At 70.9% G+C, this 13,928-nt stretch carries 10 protein-coding genes; all 10 read right to left on the reverse strand.

Annotated elements, in window-relative coordinates; translation table 11 throughout:
• Nucleotides 1-10: 10 nt before the first annotated feature.
• The 10 genes from ACFVV5_RS04875 to carA all read right to left on the reverse strand — a co-directional run bounded on the left by ACFVV5_RS04875 (nt 11) and on the right by carA (nt 13,927).
• A complete protein-coding gene (locus ACFVV5_RS04875) occupies nt 11-1,381 on the reverse strand; it encodes an RsmB/NOP family class I SAM-dependent RNA methyltransferase (protein WP_387239791.1) in 1,371 nt (456 codons plus the stop codon).
• Nucleotides 1,378-2,295, reverse strand: a complete 918-nt coding sequence (locus ACFVV5_RS04880) for a methionyl-tRNA formyltransferase (RefSeq protein WP_387240115.1) — start codon at nt 2,293-2,295, stop codon at nt 1,378-1,380. Before ACFVV5_RS04880 ends, ACFVV5_RS04875 begins: the two co-directional genes overlap by 4 nt.
• A 399-nt stretch (nt 2,296-2,694) precedes the next feature.
• Nucleotides 2,695-4,737: a primosomal protein N' gene (locus ACFVV5_RS04885; protein WP_387239793.1), complete on the reverse strand. Its 2,043-nt coding sequence runs from the start codon at nt 4,735-4,737 to the stop codon at nt 2,695-2,697.
• A gap of 1 nt (nt 4,738) precedes the next feature.
• Complete coding sequence (gene metK / locus ACFVV5_RS04890; protein WP_387239796.1) at nt 4,739-5,932, reverse strand: methionine adenosyltransferase; 1,194 nt, start codon at nt 5,930-5,932, stop codon at nt 4,739-4,741.
• Nucleotides 5,933-5,970: 38 nt separating this feature from the next.
• The gene (locus ACFVV5_RS04895; RefSeq protein ID WP_387240117.1) at nt 5,971-7,299 is read right to left on the reverse strand and encodes a bifunctional phosphopantothenoylcysteine decarboxylase/phosphopantothenate synthase; all 1,329 of its coding nucleotides are present in this window, start codon (nt 7,297-7,299) and stop codon (nt 5,971-5,973) included.
• A 56-nt stretch (nt 7,300-7,355) separates the two neighbouring features.
• Nucleotides 7,356-7,613 carry a DNA-directed RNA polymerase subunit omega gene (gene rpoZ, locus ACFVV5_RS04900; protein ID WP_387239799.1) on the reverse strand — a complete coding sequence of 86 codons (258 nt, stop codon included), beginning with the start codon at nt 7,611-7,613 and terminating at the stop codon, nt 7,356-7,358.
• A 72-nt stretch (nt 7,614-7,685) separates the two neighbouring features.
• The gene (gmk, locus tag ACFVV5_RS04905) at nt 7,686-8,618 is read right to left on the reverse strand and encodes a guanylate kinase (protein WP_387239802.1); all 933 of its coding nucleotides are present in this window, start codon (nt 8,616-8,618) and stop codon (nt 7,686-7,688) included.
• Nucleotides 8,611-9,468 carry an orotidine-5'-phosphate decarboxylase gene (gene pyrF / locus ACFVV5_RS04910; RefSeq protein ID WP_387239805.1) on the reverse strand — a complete coding sequence of 286 codons (858 nt, stop codon included), beginning with the start codon at nt 9,466-9,468 and terminating at the stop codon, nt 8,611-8,613. Before pyrF ends, gmk begins: the two co-directional genes overlap by 8 nt.
• Nucleotides 9,465-12,752, reverse strand: coding sequence for a carbamoyl-phosphate synthase large subunit (carB, locus tag ACFVV5_RS04915; protein WP_387239808.1), 3,288 nt, complete (start codon nt 12,750-12,752; stop codon nt 9,465-9,467). Before carB ends, pyrF begins: the two co-directional genes overlap by 4 nt.
• Nucleotides 12,752-13,927 (reverse strand): glutamine-hydrolyzing carbamoyl-phosphate synthase small subunit, encoded by a 1,176-nt coding sequence (gene carA, locus ACFVV5_RS04920; RefSeq protein WP_387239811.1) that lies wholly within the window; start codon nt 13,925-13,927, stop codon nt 12,752-12,754. The genes carB and carA overlap by 1 nt, the downstream gene beginning before the upstream one ends.
• Nucleotide 13,928 lies beyond the last annotated feature (1 nt).

Below are 13,928 nucleotides of genomic sequence, written 5' to 3' on the forward strand. Positions count from 1 at the left end.
GGTTGCCAGCCTATTTCTTCGTGAGCAGGGCGATGAACATGGCGTCGGTGGCATGCCGGTGCGGCCAGAGCTGGACCGTCGTGGAGTCGCCGGCCAGATCCAGGCGCTCGACGGCCAGCTGCTGCACGACCCCGGCCGTCTCGAGAGCTTCGAGCTCCTCGTGACGGCTGAGAGCATCCGCCACCACGCCGCGTGTCTCGGCGATGTGCGGCGAACACGTGACGTAGGCGAGCACCCCTCCCGGCTTGAGCGCGCCGATCGCAGCGTCGAGCAGCTGCGACTGCAGAACGGTGAGCTCGGCGACGTCGCGGGGGGTCTTGCGCCAGCGCGCCTCGGGCCGGCGGCGGAGCGCGCCGAGTCCGGTGCAGGGCGCGTCGAGCAGGATGCGGTCGAAGGTGTCCGGATGCGTCTCGCCCACGGTCGTGCCGTCGCGTTCCCAGACCTCGACGTCGAGCGGGACGGGCGCGAGTGCCCGGCGCACCAGCTCGGCGCGCGCCGGGACGACCTCGTTCGCGATGAGACCGGCTCCCCCGTCGAGCGCCTCGGCCGCGAGCAGCGCCGATTTGCCGCCCGGGCCCGCGCACAGGTCGAGCCAGAGCTCGCCCTCCAGCACCGGTCGCGAGCGGCTCAGCGCGAGCGCGGCGAGCTGCGACCCCTCGTCTTGCACCCGGATCCGGCCGTCGTTCGATTCGACGAGGCCCTGCGGGTCTCCCCCGCCGGCCGTGAAGCCGGGCGGCGAGAACCGGTCGGGCGCAGCTCCTTCCGGAGGCTCGGCGAGACCGGGAAGCGCGATCAGGTTCACGCGCGGCGCCGCGTTGTCGGCTGCCAGCAGCTCGTCGAGCTCGTCTCCGCGCCCCTCGGCCTCGAGCGCCCGCCGGAGCGCCCGCACCACCCAGACCGGATGCGAGTTGAGGGCGGCGAGCTCGTCATCCGGGTTCTTGGCGTCGGCCAGGATGCGCTGCCGCCACTCCTCGGGAGTGTGGCGGCCGATCTCGCGCAGCACGCCGTTGGTGAAGCCGGTCGCCGAACGCGATCCGACGGTCCGCGCAAGGGCGACGGACTCGTTGACCGCCGCGTGCGGGGCGACCCGGGTGGAGAGCAACTGGTGGGCGCCGAGTCGCAGCACATCGAGGATCGGCGGGTCGATGCGGTCGACCGGCCGGCCCGCAGCACGCGAGATCACGCGGTCGTAGTAGCCCTGCATCCGGAGCGTGCCGTAGGTCAGCTCGGTGGCGAGACCGGCGTCGGCGGACGACAGTCCCGCCCGCGCGATGCGGGTGGGCAGCAGCAGGTTGGCGTAGGCGTCGGATTCGCGCACCGCCGAGATGACGTCGTAGGCGACGCGGCGTGCCGGCTGCACATGGGTCGGCCGCTCGCTCATGAGAGCACCACTCCTTCGGTGTTCGGGAGGCCGCGCCACCAGTCGGCCGCGGGCATGGCGCGCTTGCCGGCCGGCTGCACGGTCATCAGCTCGAGCGGATCGGTCGCGGTGCCGACGTAGACGCGCTTCTCCCGCACGGCGACGACGCCGGGAGCGAGCGGCTCGGCGTCCGCGGATCGCCGTGCGGCGAGGATCTTGAAGCGTTCGCCGTCGAGCAGCGCGAAGGCGCCCGGTTCCGGTGTCACGCCGCGGAGGCGGGCGTAGACGGCGCCGGCGTCCGTCGTGAAGTCGAGGTGCGCATCCGGAAGCCCGAGCTTCGGTGCGAGCGTGGCCTCTCCGCTCTGCGGGGTCGCGACCGCCGAGCCGTCGGCGAGTGCGTCGACGGTGTCGGCCAGCAGCGCGGCCCCCGACAGCGACAGGGCGTCGAGCAGTTCGCCCGCGGTCTGGTCGGCGCCGATCTCACGGCGCAGCCCGGAGAACACGGCGCCCGCGTCGAGCTCGGGCACCAGCTGGAACACGACGGCCCCCGTCTCGGCGTCGCCCGCGATCACGGAATGCTGGACGGGCGCGGCGCCGCGCCAGCGCGGAAGCAGGGAGAAGTGCAGGTTGACCCAGCCCAGCCGCGGCGTCGACAGGAGTGGCTCGCGCACGAGACCGCCGTAGGCGACGATGGCGCCGAGCTCGGGGGCGAGTTCCCGGATGCGCGCGGTCACGCCGTCGTCGAGCCGGTTGGCTTTGATCGTCTCGAGACCGAGCTCCTCCGCCGCGACCGCCACCGGCGACGGCGTGAGCACGCGCTTGCGCCCCACCTCCGCGTCGCGGCGGGTGATGACGGCGACCACATCGTGCCGCTCGGCCAGCGTGCGCAGCGACGGGACGGCGACCGCCGGGGTGCCGGCGAAGACCAGCCTCATGCGTGTCAAAGAGCTCTCCGGATCGTCGTAGCCTTCTCGGGTGCGGGCACACGCCGGACCGCCGGCGCGCACCAACGTCCATTCTCCGTCACCGCGTGAGCCCGCGCGAACGCGCCCCTCGCCCCGCCCCGCGCTCGCGCGGACCCATCCCCCACCCCGCCCTCACTCGCGCGAACCCGTCACCCAACCCCACCCTCACTCGCGCGAACCCATCCCCTCACCCCGGCCCGCGCTCGTGAGTCGTTCCAAATTGTCGTTAAGGGCCCCGAAATCGCCCGCATAACGACACTTTGGAACGACCCACGCCCTGGCGGCGTGCGTGGGGTGTGGATAACTTGGGGGCAGCGCGGAGAGCGGCTGGCTTGCGGCGCGGGCGGCGCGGGCGGGCGCCCGCCGCAGCTAGCCGATCTCCGGGTCGTCGAAGCGCACCTTGAGCGTCGGTGCCGGACGGAAGCCGCCCTTGCCCGCCGGCGCCCTGCGCCGCTTGGTCGCGTTGCGCACGAAGGCGGCCCGGACGGCGGCGGCGACCTCCGCACCCCGGGCGTACTCGAAGCGCAGGATGCTCCGCACCAGCCCATCCGACGTGGTCGCCGGCCCCAGCACGTCGATGAGCAGACCGGGGTCGACCGACTCCACGAGCTGCTCGACCGCGTCGGCAGCCCCGACGATCGAGGCGAGGCGCACAGCCGGCGGAAAGCGCAGCTCGCGTCGGCCGGCGAGTTCGGTGCGGGCGAACTCGGTGAGCCGGCCGGTGGCGAAGTCCCTGGCGAGCGGACCGGAGACACCGACGAGGACGGTGGGCGCTCCGGGAGCACCGAGGGCGGCGGCGTTCGACCACCAGCGCAGGCAGTCCTCGGCCACGCGGAGGTCCTCCCGCGCGAGCATCCGCTCACCGTCGAGCAGGAGCACGGCCCGGTAGCCGCCCGCAGCGATGGGCTCTGCGCCGCGGGTGGCGACGACGATGGCGGGAGCATCCCCCACCGTCTGCACCGGATGCTCGCCGTCGGCGACGATCACCCGCACCCCCGGGAACGCGCGCCCCAGCTCCTCGGCCGTGCGCCCGGACCCGACGGTGACCATCCGGAACCGATCGTGCTCGCAGTTGTCGCAGTGCCAGTCCGTCGCGAGGGCGCCGCACCAGCCGCACGAGGGGGTCGCGCCCGCCCGGCTCTGACCGAGCGGGCCCTCGCAGCGGTTGCAGCGCGCAGCCTGGCCGCAGCGCGCACAGGCCAGCAGCGGTGCGTACCCCGGACGCGCGACCTGGATGAGCACGGGCCCGGCCGGAACGTCCGCCGTGCCGGTGAGAGCGGTGCGGGCGGCCTGCCAGGCCGTCGACGGGATGCGCGCAGCTCGCGCCGCCTGCTCGTCCGCGAGCTGGTTGGCCGTGAGCACGACCTTGGGCGAGATCGAGCGCTCCGGTGCCGCCTCGGCGAGCCAGCCGAGCTCGACCAGCCGCTCGACCTCGACGCTGCGCGCGTGCGCGGCGAACACCAGCGCGCACTCCTGCAGCTCCTGCCGCACGAGCGCGGCGTCACGGGTGTGCACGTAGGGGCTGAGCGGTTCGGCGTGCAGCGGGTCGCTGTCGTTCCAGACAGCGATGAGGCCGAGGTCGGCGGCGGGCGCATAGACGACGGAGCGATTGCCGATCACGATGCGCGGACCGGACAGCGCCTCGAGGAATCCGCGGTAGCGGTCGGCGTTCGCCTGCGAGGCGTCCGCGCGCACGACGGCTCCGACCGGGGCGATGGCGTCCAGCGCGGCTGCGAGCTGATCGAGGTCGCGGTAGTCGGGAACGGCGACGATCGCGGAACGGCCGCGCGCCCAGCATCCGGTGGCCATCGTCGCGAGGGTCACCGCCCACTCGCCCACCCAGGACCCGTCGGGCAACTGTGCGAGGCGCGGGATGGAGCGCAGCGCGAGGCGCTCACCCTCGGCGACGGCGCGCTCCAGGCGGTCGTTCGGATAGCCGCGCACCACCGGGACGACGGCATCGGCCGCCGTCGCCGCAGCAGCCTCGCCGGCCACCGCCTCGCCAGCCACCGCCGCGCCGGCCGCCTCCTTCTCCCGCTGCGCCAGCCACGTCTTCTCGACGCGCACCGCGCGTCCGGGCACCGCCAGCCTCACGATGTCGTTGGCCGTGCCCGCGCTCCGATCGGCCAGCCGGCGCGCGAGCCGCCACACCTCGGGCGACAGCACCCTCACCGGTGAGACCACCGACTCGATCGGGCTCAGCTCGCCCTCGTAGGCGCCGTCACTCTCGTCCGCGAACTCCACCAGGTAGCCGTCGGCGATTCGTCCGGCCGTGCGCAACGGCACCTTGACCCGCACGCCGGGCTGGACGAGCTCCGCGAGCTCCGCCGGAACCCGGTAGTCGAAGAAGTGATCGAGCTGGGGAAGCGCCGAATCAATGACGATGCGGGCGACCCGGCCGGCCGCCGTCACGCTACAGCCCCGCGGCCGACCGCAGATCGTCGACGCGGTCGAGGCGCTCCCAGGTGAAGTCGGGCAGCTCGCGGCCGAAATGGCCGTAGGTGGCCGTCTTCGCGTAGATCGGGCGAAGCAGGTCGAGGTCGTGGATGATCGCCGCCGGGCGCAGGTCGAAGACCTCCCGGATGGCCGCGATGATGCGGTCATCGGGAACCGTTCCGGTGCCGAAGGTCTCGACGTAGAGGCCGACCGGCGCCGCCTTGCCGATGGCGTACGCCACCTGCAGTTCGAGCCGCTCGGCGAAACCGGCGGCGACGGCGTTCTTGGCGACCCAGCGCATCGCGTAGGCGGCCGAACGGTCGACCTTCGACGGGTCCTTGCCCGAGAAGGCGCCTCCGCCGTGCCGGCTCGCGCCGCCGTAGGTGTCCACGATGATCTTGCGACCGGTGAGGCCCGCGTCGCCCTTCGGGCCGCCGATCTCGAATCGTCCGGTCGGGTTGATGAGGGTGCGCACGTGCGACGACTCGAGGCCTGCGGCGTGGAGGACCGGCGCGATGACCTCCTCGATGACCTCGGCCTGCAGGGTCTCGTTCGAGACACTCGGCGCGTGCTGCGTCGACAGCACGACGGTCTGCACCGACTTGGGGACGAAGCCCTCGTAGCCGATCGTCACCTGCGTCTTGCCGTCGGGACGGAGGTAGTCGAGGATGCCCTCCTTGCGCACTTCGGCGAGGCGCTCGGCGAGCCGGTGAGCCAGCCAGATGGGCAGCGGCATGTACTGCGGGGTCTCGGTGGTGGCGTACCCGAACATGATGCCCTGGTCGCCGGCGCCCTGGCGGTCGAACGCGTCGTGGCTCTGCTCGGAGCGGGTCTCGAGCGCGTTGTCGACGCCCTGCGCGATGTCGGGCGACTGCGCGCCGATCGACACGGACACGCCGCACTGGTTGCCGTCGAAGCTCACGTCGGACGAGTCGTACCCGATCTCCACGATCTTCTCGCGGACCAGAGCCGGGATCTCCACGTAGCCGTTCGTGGTCACCTCGCCGGCGACGTGCACGAGGCCGGTGGTGACGAGCGTCTCGACGGCGGCCCGGCTGTGCGGGTCGACCGTCAGCAGGGCATCCAGGATGCTGTCGGAGATCTGGTCGCAGATCTTGTCCGGGTGGCCTTCGGTGACGGATTCGGAGGTGAAGAGGCGCAGTTCCGCCAAGGTTCTCCCTAGCTCGGGCCCGTCACATCTGGTTTGCGTCAGGCGATGACGTCGAGAATACGATCGGCCACCGACAGCTTGGTTCCGGAGGCCTCCATCACTATATCGCCGCCCCGCCGGAGGACGACGACTTCATTGCTCTCCGTTGCGAAGCCCTGATTCCAGCCCACCTGGTTGATCACCAGGAAGTCGCAGCCTTTCGCCGCGAGCTTCGAGCGGCCCAGCTCGATGAGCGCAGACGGGTCGGGCTCGGTTTCGGCCGCGAAGCCCACGACGACCTGCCCGTCGTGCTTGCGTGACGCCAGCCCGGCCAGAATGTCGGGGTTGGCGATCAGCTCGAGGGAGAGGGACTCCCCCGCCTCGGTCTTCTTGATCTTGGACTCTCGCACGTCGGACGGCCGGTAGTCGGCGACAGCGGCCGTCATCACGACGATGTCGGCCGACTGCGCGGCGGCGGTGACCGCCTCCTGGAGCTCAAGCGCCGTCTGCACCTCGACGAGCTGCAGGTCGTCGGGCACGGGCACCTCGAGGTGCGCGGCCACCAGGGTGACCTCCGCTCCGCGGGCGCGCGCGGCCTGCGCCAGGGCGACGCCCTGCCGCCCGCTGGACCGGTTGCCGAGGAACCGCACCGGGTCGAGCGGCTCGCGGGTGCCTCCGGCGGTGATGACCACGCGCTTGCCGGCGAGGTCGTTGCCGCCGCGCGGCTTGCGGGCTGCTTCGTTGGCGCGCCGGCGCTCGGAGAGCACGACGACGTCGGCGACCGCAGCGGCCGGGTCGACCGGTGGTGTCGCGATCGCCTGCGGCTGCTCGGACACCGCCGCCGGCACCGACTTCTCCGGATGCGCACCCACCGCCTCGAGCGCCGCCCGCACGATCACGGCCGGCTCCTCCATGCGCCCGGGGCCGGAGTCGGCACCCGTGAGCTGGCCGCTGGCCGGCCCGACCACCGTGACGCCGCGGCTGCGGAGGGTGGCGATGTTCGCCACTGTAGCCGCGTTGCGCCACATCTCGGTGTGCATCGCCGGGGCGATCACCAGAGGAGCCGTACTTGCGAGCACCGTGTTGCCGAGCAGGTCGTCGGCGAGGCCGGCCGCCAGCTTGGCGATGCTGTTGGCCGTCGCCGGCGCGATCACGATGAGGTCGGCGGACTGGCCGATCGCCACATGCCGCACCTCGGCGACGCCCTCGTAGAGGTCTGTCGCGACCGGGTTGCGGCTGATCGCCTCCAGAGTCGGCCGGCCCACGAACCGCAGGGCTGCCTCGGTCGCGACGACGTGCACCGAATGGCCCTCCAGCACCAGGGCCCGGATCACTCCGACGGCCTTGTACGCGGCGATGCCGCCGGTTACTCCGACGACAACGGTCAATCGTGCGCCCACGGCGGCATCCCCTCATGTGCCGGGGCGAATCCCGGCCGCGCTGGTTATTCGGCGATCGGCTTGATCTCGAGCTTGTCCTCACTGATCTCGTGCAGCGCCACCGAGAGGGGCTTGTCGTCGACGGACGAGTCGACGAGCGGTCCCACGTTGTCGAAGAGGCTGCCTTCGTGCAGGTCGGCGTAGTAGTCGTTGATCTGGCGGGCGCGCTTGGACGCGAAGATCACCAGTGCGTACTTGGACTCCACCTTGGCGAGGAGGTCGTCGATGGGCGGGTCGATGATGCCCTTGTTGCTGAGTGCCATGAGTGTATTGCTCCTTGTCGAAGGTGGTCGTCACGGTGACGACGGGCGTCTCGCGGACGCCAAGAAATCGGTCTACGGGCGCGACGGCGCCGAGCGGATCTTCATCAAGTCTACGACCTCCCGCGCGGCCTCGGCCACGTCCGTGTTCACGACCCGGTGGTCGAACTCGTCCTGAGCGGCCAATTCGACCTTCGCGGTCTCCAGCCGGCGCTGCTGTTCGGCAGCGGATTCGGTGCCACGGCCGATGAGACGGCGCACCAATTCCTCCCAGGTCGGGGGCAGCAGGAAGATCAGCCGCGCCTCCGGCATGGCCGCGCGCACGCTGCGCGCACCCTGCAGGTCGATCTCCAGCAGAACGCTCTTGCCCTCGCCGAGCGCCCGATCGATCGGCGTGCGCGGAGTCCCGTAGCGGAACGCGTTGTGCACGGTCGCCCATTCGAGCAGTTCGCCCTCCTCGACCATTCGGTCGAATTCGGCGTCGGAGACGAAGTAGTAGTTCACGCCGTCGACCTCGCCAGGCCGCGGGGCGCGGGTGGTGGCCGAGACCGAGAGCAGCACGTCCGGATAGTTCTCACGGATGTGCGTCGAGACGGTGCCTTTGCCGACGGCGGTGGGGCCGGCGAGCACGACGAGCTGGTTCTTCTGGCGCCCGCTGCGCGACTCGCGCTCGATCAGGAAGTCGCGCAGCCGCAGCCGCTGGTGACGGCCGAGGCCGCCGAGGCGCTTGGCGGGCGAGATCGCGAGCCGTCGCAGGGCGTCTTTCATCTTGGTGGTGCCGATGGCGGGGACGCTCAGCAGGAACTCGGTGACGCGCAGCCGGCCTTCGACGCCGTCGGGGTCGGCGGTCGCCCGGTCGAGCACGGTCAGCGGAGAGATCTCGTGAGCGCCGATGGCGGCCTTCACGGCAGCGCGGGCGCGGCGGGCGGCCACGGCGGCCTGCGAGGCGGCGCGGCGGTCGACCTCGGGCGGTGCGGGGCGCACGGATGCGGTGCCGGACTCAGACATGGCTGCTCCGCACCTCCTCGGCGCGCTCTTCGATCGCGTCGGCGAGCCCGGCGGGCCCGGCTCCGAGCAGCCCGCGGGACTCGCTGACGATCACGCCGCCGGCGAGTGCGCCGAAGAGCCGGGGCGCATCCCGCACCTGTGCGCCCTGGTGGCCGAACCCCGGCGCGAGCACCGGAGCCGCGTTCGCGGCGGGCGCTGTGCTGGTGTCGATGCCGTAGTCGGCCAGATCGAGGGTCGCGCCGAGCACGAGCCCGATCGAGCCGAAGGCGCGCGGCGCCTGGGCCAGATTGAAAGAACTCACGTCTTCGATGATCGCACGCGCAACCGTCAGGCCCGAACGCGCCCCTGATGCGACGACGGCCTGCTGGATCGCAGCCGCCTCCGGATTGGACGTCGCGGCGAGCACGAACAGCCCCTTGCCGTTGGCCTCCGCGAGCCGCATCGGATCGGCGATCGAGCCCACGCCCTGGAAGGCGGCGATCGTCATCGCGTCGGCCTCGAGCGGCGAACCCGGGGTGAGCCAGGCCTCGGCATAGGCCGTGACGCTCGTGCCGATGTCCCCGCGCTTCGCATCCGCGATCACGAGCAGCCCGGCCGCGCGGGCGGCGGCGAGCACCTCTTCGAGCGCCGCATAGCCCGCCGACCCGTACCGTTCGAAGAACGCGACCTGCGGTTTGACGATGCCCGCCCGGCCGGCCGTCGCGGCCACGACGGCGAGCCCGAACGCGCGCACGCCGGATGCCGAGGCCGGCAGGCCCCAGCTCTCCAGCAGGTGCGCGTGCGGGTCGATCCCGACACAGAGTCGTCCCCGGTCGGCGAAGACTCCGGCGAGCCGGTCACCGAAGCTCACGCGCGGGCGGCCCGATCGAGTGCGTACTCCTGCAGCGACCGCACCTCGAACCCTTCGCGGATGGCGTCGACGGAGGCGACGGCAGCGCTCAGCTCCGCGATGGTCGTGAACAGCGGCTTGTCCCCTGCCACGGCGGCGGCACGGATCTCGTAGCCGTCTGCACGGGCCGACCGGCCACTCGGCGTGTTGATGACCACATCCACCTCGTTGCGGTTGATGAGGTCGACGATCGAGGGAGCCACGCTGTCGCTGGTGTCGCTGAACTTGCGCACCACCCGCGCGGCGATCCCGTTGCGGTTCAGCACCTCGGCGGTCCCCTCGGTGGCGAGGATCTCGAAGCCGAGCTGCTGCAGGCGCAGCACCGGGAGCACGATCGAGCGCTTATCGCGGTCGGAGACCGACACGAACGCGGTGCCGCCGAGCGGCATCCCGCCGTAGGCCGCCGACTGGCTCTTGGCGAACGCGCGCGGGAAGTCCTTGTCGATGCCCATGACCTCACCGGTCGAGCGCATCTCCGGGCCGAGCACCGAGTCGACGATGTTGCCTTCCTTGGTGCGGAACCGCTTGAACGGCAGCACGGCCTCCTTCACGGCGACCGGAGAGTCCATGGGGATGACCGAGCCGTCCTGGACGGGCAGCATGCCCGACTCGACGAGCGAGGCGATCGACTCGCCGACCATGATTCGCGAAGCGGCTTTCGCGAGCGGGATCCCGAGGGCCTTCGACACGAACGGCACGGTCCGGGATGCTCGCGGATTCGCCTCGAGCACGTAGAGCACACCGGCGGCGACCGCGAACTGCACGTTGAGGAGACCCCGCACGCCGATGCCTTCGGCGATCTTGAGCGTCGCATCGCGGACCCGGTCGATCTCGCGACGGCCGAGGGTGATCGGGGGCAGGGTGCAACTCGAGTCGCCGGAGTGGATGCCGGCCTCCTCGATGTGCTCCATCACGCCGCCGATGTAGAGCTGCTCCCCGTCGTAGAGCGCGTCGACGTCGATCTCGATCGCGTCGTCGAGGAAGCGGTCGACCAGCAGCGGATGCGACGGTCCCACGATGCCCTGCCCGGCGACCCGGTCGAAGTAGTCGGCCAGCGAGGGGCTGTCGTACACGATCTCCATGCCGCGGCCGCCGAGCACGTAGCTCGGGCGCACCAGCACCGGATAGCCGATCTGCTCCGCCACCTGCACGGCGCCGGGGAAGTCGTGCGCGGTACCGTTGCGCGGGGCGAGGAGCCCCGCGGTCTCGAGGATCTCGGCGAACAGGCCGCGCTCCTCCGCCAGGTCGATCGCCTCGGGCGTGGTGCCGAGGATGGGAACGCCCGCCGCCTTCAGGCCTTTGGCAAGCCCGAGGGCCGTCTGGCCGCCGAGCTGCACGACCACGCCGACGAGTTCGCCGCTCTGGCTCTCCGCGTGGATGACCTCGAGCACGTCCTCGAGCGTGAGCGGCTCGAAGTAGAGACGGTCGCTCGTGTCGTAGTCGGTCGAAACGGTCTCCGGGTTGCAGTTGATCATGATGGTCTCGAACCCGGCGTCGTGCAGCGCGAACGACGCGTGCACGCAGGAGTAGTCGAACTCGACGCCCTGGCCGATCCGGTTCGGGCCGGAGCCCAGGATGACCACCTTGCGGCGGTCGCTCGGCTCCACCTCGGTCTCCAGGTCGTAGCTGGAGTAGTGGTAGGGCGTGAGCGCGGGGAACTCGCCCGCGCAGGTGTCGACCGTCTTGTAGACCGGGCGGACGTCGAGGATGTGACGGATCTCGCGCACGTCGTTCTCGCCGAAGCCGCGCAGCTGGCCGATCTGTGCATCCGAGAAGCCGTGGTCCTTGGCGTAGCGCAGCGTGTCGGTGTCGAGCGTCTCGGCGGTGCGCAGCTGCTCGGCCACCTCGTTGATGAGCACGATCTGGTCGATGAACCACGGGTCGATCTTGGTGGCCTCGAACACCTGCTCGATGGTCGCACCGAGGCGCAGCGCCTGCTGCACGTCCACGATGCGGCCGTCGGTCGGGGTTCCGATCGTGGCCAGCAGTTCGTCGAGGGTGCGCGTCTCGGCGCCCCAGTGGAACGACGAGCCGCGCTTCTCGAGCGAGCGGAGCGCCTTCTGCAGCGCGCTGGTGTAGTTGCGGCCGATCGCCATCGCCTCGCCCACCGACTTCATGGTGGTCGTGAGGGTGGGGTCGGCGGCGGGGAACTTCTCGAAAGCGAACCGCGGGACCTTGACGACCACGTAGTCGAGCGTCGGCTCGAAGCTGGCCGGCGTCACCTTGGTGATGTCGTTGGGGATCTCGTCGAGCCGGTAGCCGATGGCCAGCTTCGCCGCGATCTTCGCGATCGGGAATCCGGTGGCCTTGGAGGCGAGCGCCGACGACCGCGACACGCGCGGGTTCATCTCGATGACGATGATGCGGCCGTTCGCCGGATCGACGGCGAACTGGATGTTGCAGCCGCCGGTGTCGACGCCGACGGCCCGGATGATGTCGATGCCGATGTCGCGGAGCTTCTGGTACTCGCGGTCGGTCAGGGTGAGGGCGGGCGCCACGGTGATCGAGTCCCCGGTGTGCACGCCGACCGGGTCGACGTTCTCGATGGAGCAGACGACGACCGTGTTGTCGGCGGTGTCGCGCATGAGCTCGAGCTCGTACTCCTTCCAGCCGAGGATGGACTCCTCCAGGAGCACCTCGCTGGTGGGGCTCTGGTGCAGGCCGTCGCCGACGATGCGGCGCAGCTCCTTCTCGGTGTATGCGAAGCCGGAGCCCAGGCCGCCCATCGTGAACGACGGGCGCACCACCAGCGGGTAGCCGAGGTCTTCGGCGAACCCGATGGCCTCCTCGACCGTGTGCGCGATATGCGAACGCGCGACCTCGGCGCCGGCCGCGATCACCAGGTCTTTGAAGATCTGGCGGTCCTCGCCCTTCTGGATCGCCTCGAACGAGGCGCCGATGAGCTCGACGTCGTACTTCTCGAGGATGCCGTGCTCGTGGAGCTGGATGGCCGCGTTGAGCGCGGTCTGGCCGCCCAGGGTCGGCAGGATCGCATCCGGGCGCTCTTTGGCGATGATGGTCTCGATGACCTCCCAGGTGATCGGCTCGACGTAGGTGGCGTCGGCGAAGTCGGGGTCGGTCATGATCGTGGCCGGGTTCGAGTTCACCAGGATGACGCGAACGCCCTCCTCGCGGAGCACGCGGCACGCCTGGGTGCCCGAGTAGTCGAACTCGCAGGCCTGCCCGATCACGATCGGGCCGGAGCCGATGACCAGGACGGAGCTGATGTCGGAGCGCTTCGGCATTAGTTCTGACCTTCGTTCTCGGGGGACGTGGGTTGCTCGCGATCGTCGGCAGGGTGCTGGATCATGTCGACGAACCGGTCGAACAGGTAGTTGGCGTCGTGCGGGCCGGCCGCCGCCTCGGGGTGGTACTGCACGCTGAACGCGTTGAGGTCGAGGCAGTTGAGCCCTTCCACCACGTTGTCGTTGAGGCTGAAGTGGCTCACCTCGACGCGTCCGAAGCCGGCGGGCGAGTCGAAGGTGCCCTCGATCGGCGCGTCGACCGCGAAGCCGTGGTTCTGAGCGGTGATCTCCACGCGGCCGGTGCGCTTGTCGAGCACCGGCTGGTTGATGCCGCGATGGCCGAACGGCAGCTTGTAGGTGCTCAGCCCGAGCGCGCGCCCGAGCAGCTGGTTGCCGAAGCAGATGCCGAAGTACGGGATGCCCGCCCGCAGCACCTCCTGCAGGAGCACGACGTGCTTGTCCGAGGCCCCGGGGTCACCCGGCCCGTTCGAGAAGAACAGCGCCGACGGCTCGAGCTCCAGCACATCCCGCGCCGTCACCATCTGCGGAAGGACGTGCACGTCGAGCCCGCGGGCGGCGAGGTTGTTCAGGGTGGAGGTCTTGACGCCGAGGTCGAGCACGGCGACCGAGCCGATCTTCTCCCCCACAGCGGGCACGGTGAACGGCTCGGGGGTCGACACCTCGGCGGAGAGGTTGCGGCCGGTCATCCCAGCGGCGGTCCGCACCAGGTCCAGCTGCTCGCCGTCACTCAGCTCGAAGTCGGCGCCCGAGAAGATACCGGAGCGCATCGCGCCCACCGACCGGATGTGCCGGGTCACCGCACGCGTGTCGATGCCGCTGATACCGACGACGCCCTGGGCGACGAGGTCCTCGTCGAGGCTGCGCTGCGCGCGGAAGTTGGAGACGATGCGGGAGGGCTCGCGCACCACATACCCGGCCACCCAGATCTGACGCGACTCCATGTCTTCGTCGTTGGTTCCGGTGTTGCCGATGTGCGGCGCCGTCATGAGCACGATCTGTCCGGCGTACGACGGGTCGGTGAGTGTCTCCTGGTAGCCGGTCATGCCGGTGGAGAACACCGCCTCGCCGAGAGTGCGGCCGGTCGCTCCGTACGCCCGCCCGACGTAGCGGGTTCCGTCTTCGAGGACGAAGACGGCAGGTTCTGCTGCAGCCACG

The organism is Leifsonia sp. NPDC058248 (assembly GCF_042881905.1).
Taxonomy (GTDB): Bacteria; Actinomycetota; Actinomycetes; order Actinomycetales; family Microbacteriaceae; genus Leifsonia.

Coding starts and splice junctions, on each gene's coding strand:
- carB (WP_387239808.1), bottom strand. CDS start 12,752: ATGCCGAAGCGCTCCGACATCAGCTCCGTCCTGGTCATCGGCTCCGGC.
- rpoZ (WP_387239799.1), bottom strand. CDS start 7,613: ATGGCACTCAGCAACAAGGGCATCATCGACCCGCCCATCGACGACCTC.
- gmk (WP_387239802.1), bottom strand. CDS start 8,618: ATGTCTGAGTCCGGCACCGCATCCGTGCGCCCCGCACCGCCCGAGGTC.
- ACFVV5_RS04880 (WP_387240115.1), bottom strand. CDS start 2,295: ATGAGGCTGGTCTTCGCCGGCACCCCGGCGGTCGCCGTCCCGTCGCTG.
- ACFVV5_RS04875 (WP_387239791.1), bottom strand. CDS start 1,381: ATGAGCGAGCGGCCGACCCATGTGCAGCCGGCACGCCGCGTCGCCTAC.